A 3,623-nucleotide genomic window follows, 5' to 3' on the forward strand; every position below is an offset into this window, starting at 1 on the left:
GCCTGCGCGTCCGCCGGGGCGACGGCCGGGGTGGCGAGGGGCGCGGGCTGCGCGCTGTCCGCGGGACGCGCACCGCTCGGGGCGGCCGGGGTCAGCGGAGCCGACGCTGCGGGAGCGGGTGCCGCGGGAGCGGACGGCCCGTTGAGCGGGGCGACGGGGCCCGTCGCGGAGGCGAGCGCCGGGGTCGGGGTCGTCGTCCCGACAGGTGTCGCGGCGGTCGCCGCCGCGGCCGCGGTGTCGCTGCCGGCGGGAGGCATCGCCGGKCCGACGGTCGCCGCCGGTCCCGTGGGAGYGGGCGTGCCGTCAGCGGGCGTGGCGTCCGCGCTCGGGACGGGTGCCGCGGTCGGGTTCGGGTCCGTCGCGGGGGCGTCGACGGGGGTCGCGTCCAGCACGGCCGGGTCCGTCTCCTGCGTCGTGTCCGTCGGCTCGGACCTGACGACGTCGTCGGCATCCGGCTCCGCGGCGGTCGCCTTCGTCGCACCGAGCTTGTGCGCCTTCTCGGCCGACCGCGCGAGCGCCTTGTCGGAGGCGTGGACCAGCGCGCGCTGCTCGGCCGTCTGCGCACCGGAGCCGGCGGGCCGGGCGGGCGTGCGGACGGGCTCGCGATCCTGCGCGGCGACCCGCTGGAGCACCTGCGCGAAGTCGCCGGCGGGCGCGACGGACGAGCGCGGGGACGCCGAGCGGGCGCCCGTGACGACGGGGGCCACGCCGACCGCGGTCACGCGGCCGCTCCGGCGGTGAGCGCGTCGGTGGCGGTGGACGAGGAGGGGGACGAGCTCAGCGACATCAGCGCCTCGAGGGCGGCGCGCTGCGCGCTGGCCGTGGCCGACGCGCTCGTGACGGGTGCCGCAGCGACGGTCTCCTGGGGCAGGATCCGACGGATCGCCGTCGGTTCCTTGTACACGTCCCGCACGGAGACGTGCCCGCCGGGCTTGGGTGCGTCGATCATCTTGCCGTCCCCTACGTAGATGGCGATGTGGGTGCCGCCGCCGAAGACCAGCAGGTCCCCGGGCAGCGCCTGGTCGAGGGTGGGCACCGCGGTGCCGAGGGTCATCTGCTCACGGGCGGTCCGCGGGATCCCGGTCACGCCGAGGTCCGCGAGGGAGCGCTGCACCAGCCCGGAACAGTCGAGGCCGCCCTCGGAGAGGGACTCGCCGCCCCAGACGTAGGGCGTCCCGACGTACTTCTCGGCGGCCGCGACGAGCGACTGGCCGGTCTGGCCCGTCGCGGTCGGCGCCGCCGGGGCCGCCGTCTCGGAGAGGCCCAGTGCCGCGAGCGCGTCCGTGAAGGAGGTCGCCGAGACCTTGGCGCTGGTGGGGGTCGTCGCGATGACCTTCTGCGGTTCGACGAGCTGACGCAGCTCGCCGATCCGGGCCTGCACTGCCGCGATCCCGGTGGTCATGAGTCCGCCCCCTCCGACGACGCCGACGCTCGGCGCCCCGCGATCTCGTCGAGCACCTTCTGCTCCGCGCGGGTCTCCTCGAGGCGCTCGGCCTCCTGGTGGCGCTCCTCGAGCCGCTCCAGCGCGCGCACCTGCTGGTGCGCCTCGCTCCAGGTCTCGGCGCGCTCGTCGGTGACGGTCTCCGCGGCGACCACGTCGCCCCGGCGCTCGACCAGCAACGACCCGAGCGCGGCCCGCCCGGCGACGGCGGCCCGGAACGCGAGCAGGTCGCCCTCGCGCGGCAGCGTCGCGCCGCTGAGGCGCTCCGCGGTGTCGCGGGCACGCTGCTCGGCACGGGCCTGGTCGCGACGGGCCAGCGCCAGCTCGGACGCGGCGCGGTCCTCGGTGAGGGTGCGCAGCCGCAGCAGCGAGGCGAGCGGAAAGGCGCGGCTCACGACAGATCTCCCAAGGCGTCGACCAGGGCGCCCAGGTGCGCCCACGACTGCGCCGCGGCGGCGGGCTCGTCCATGCCCTGCCGCAGGAACGCGTCGATCGCGCGGCCGTGCGTGACGGCGGCGTCGACCAGCGGGTTGGAGCCGGGGACGTACGCGCCGACGTCGATGAGGTCCTGCGCCTGCCGGCGCGCGGCCATCACGGCGCGCAGCCGGGAGGCGACGGCGCGCTGGTCCGGCGACGTCACGCGCGAGGCCACACGGCTGATCGAGCCCAGGGCGTCGACCGACGGGAAGTGCCCCGCCACGGCCAGGCGCCGGTCGAGGACGACGTGCCCGTCGAGGATCGAGCGCGCGGCGTCGGCGATCGGCTCGTTGTGGTCGTCGCCGTCCACGAGCACCGTGTAGAGGCCGGTGACGGAACCGGTCGGACCGGTGCCGGCGCGCTCGAGCAGCTGCGCGAGCAGAGCGAACGTGCTCGGCGGGTAGCCGCGGGTCGCGGGCGGCTCGCCGACCGACAGGCCGATCTCGCGCTGCGCCATGGCCACGCGGGTCAGCGAGTCCATCATCAGCACCGCGTGCGCCCCGCCGTCGCGCAGGTGCTCCGCGATCCGGGTGGCGACGAAGGCCGAGCGCAGCCGGACGAGCGGCGGCTCGTCGGAGGTGGCGACGACGACCACGGACCGGGCCAGACCCTCGGTGCCCAGGTCGTCCTCGAGGAACTCCCGGACCTCGCGGCCACGCTCGCCGACCAGCGCGATGACCGACACCTCGGCGTCGGTGCCGCGGGCGATCATCGACAGCAGGCTCGACTTGCCGACGCCCGACCCGGCGAACAGGCCCATGCGCTGGCCACGGCCGACCGTCACGAGCGTGTCGAGGACGCGCACGCCCAGGTCGAGCGGGGTGTCGACGCGGGCACGGTCGAGGGGGTGCGGCGCGCGCGAGTCCATGGGGACGTAGGCGTCGGCCCGCAGCGGACCCAACCCGTCGATGGGCCGCCCGAGTCCGTCGAGCACCCGGCCGAGCAGCCCGGTGCCGACCGGCACCTGCAGGGACCGGCCGAGCGGACGCGCGGGCATGCCGGCGCGCAGGCCGCGGGTGGGGGCCAGCGGCATGCAGCGGACGGTGTCGCCGGAGGTCGCGACGACCTCGGCGAGGACGGGTTCGTCCGCGCCGACGCTGTCGCCGATGCGGACCAGCTCGCCGAGCGCGGCGCCTGTGCCGGCGACCTCGATCGACAGGCCGACGACCGTGCGGACGGTGCCGACGACCTCGGGGGCCACGGCGGCGAGCGCGTCGTCCCAGCGGTTCCGCGTCTCCAGGAGGGTGCTCATTCGGACTCTCCCGCCAGGGCGGCGCGCGCACGGTCGAGTGCCGTGCCGATCCGCGCGTCGAGGAAGCCGTCGGGGTGAACGGCCAGGGCGTCGCCCGGCGCCAGCGACGGGTCACCGACCAGCAGCACGCCGTCGGGGGCGTCGTCGGCACCGATGCTCTGCAGGGTGTCGAGGTCGCGCAGGCTGAGGTGGACCGTGACGGTCTCGGTGCCGCGCGGCCGGGCGAGCGCGCGGGCCAGCGCCGCGCGGGCGGACTGCTCGCGGTCGGACAGCTCGACGCCGAGCACGGCCTGCGCCAGCTCGAGCGCCCCGGCGTGCAGGAGCTCCTCGGCCTCGGCCAGCACGGGGGCGGTGCGCGCCGAGGCGGCCGCCGCGGCCCGCGCCAGCACGTCGAGCGCACGGCCGAGCAGCGCGCCGGTCGTGGCGGCCTGCTCGGCGCGCTCGGTCGCCACC

The 3,623-nt window shown here is 77.2% G+C and carries 4 protein-coding genes and 1 pseudogene; all 5 read right to left on the bottom strand.

Annotated features, from left to right (window positions below; genetic code table 11):
- Window positions 1-722, bottom strand: a pseudogene (locus tag AC1DZC_RS19795) (hypothetical protein); the annotation flags it as partial.
- Window positions 719-1,402 carry a C40 family peptidase gene (locus tag AC1DZC_RS19800; RefSeq protein ID WP_477044452.1) on the bottom strand — a complete coding sequence of 228 codons (684 nt, stop codon included), beginning with the start codon at window positions 1,400-1,402 and terminating at the stop codon, window positions 719-721. The gene AC1DZC_RS19800 and the pseudogene AC1DZC_RS19795, both read right to left, overlap by 4 nt.
- Window positions 1,399-1,836, bottom strand: a complete 438-nt coding sequence (locus tag AC1DZC_RS19805) for a flagellar export protein FliJ (protein ID WP_477044453.1) — start codon at window positions 1,834-1,836, stop codon at window positions 1,399-1,401. Before AC1DZC_RS19805 ends, AC1DZC_RS19800 begins: the two co-directional genes overlap by 4 nt.
- Window positions 1,833-3,170, bottom strand: a complete 1,338-nt coding sequence (locus AC1DZC_RS19810; protein WP_477044454.1) for a FliI/YscN family ATPase — start codon at window positions 3,168-3,170, stop codon at window positions 1,833-1,835. Before AC1DZC_RS19810 ends, AC1DZC_RS19805 begins: the two co-directional genes overlap by 4 nt.
- On the bottom strand, window positions 3,167-3,623 hold a 457-nt coding region (locus AC1DZC_RS19815; RefSeq protein WP_477044455.1), incomplete at its 5' end, for a FliH/SctL family protein. The genes AC1DZC_RS19810 and AC1DZC_RS19815, both read right to left, overlap by 4 nt.

It is taken from the genome of Cellulomonas sp. P2_B4, assembly GCF_056404795.1.

Excerpts from the sequence above, each read along its gene's own strand:
- AC1DZC_RS19800 (WP_477044452.1), bottom strand. The coding sequence starts at position 1,402 with ATGACCACCGGGATCGCGGCAGTGCAGGCCCGGATCGGCGAGCTGCGT.
- AC1DZC_RS19810 (WP_477044454.1), bottom strand. The coding sequence starts at position 3,170 with ATGAGCACCCTCCTGGAGACGCGGAACCGCTGGGACGACGCGCTCGCC.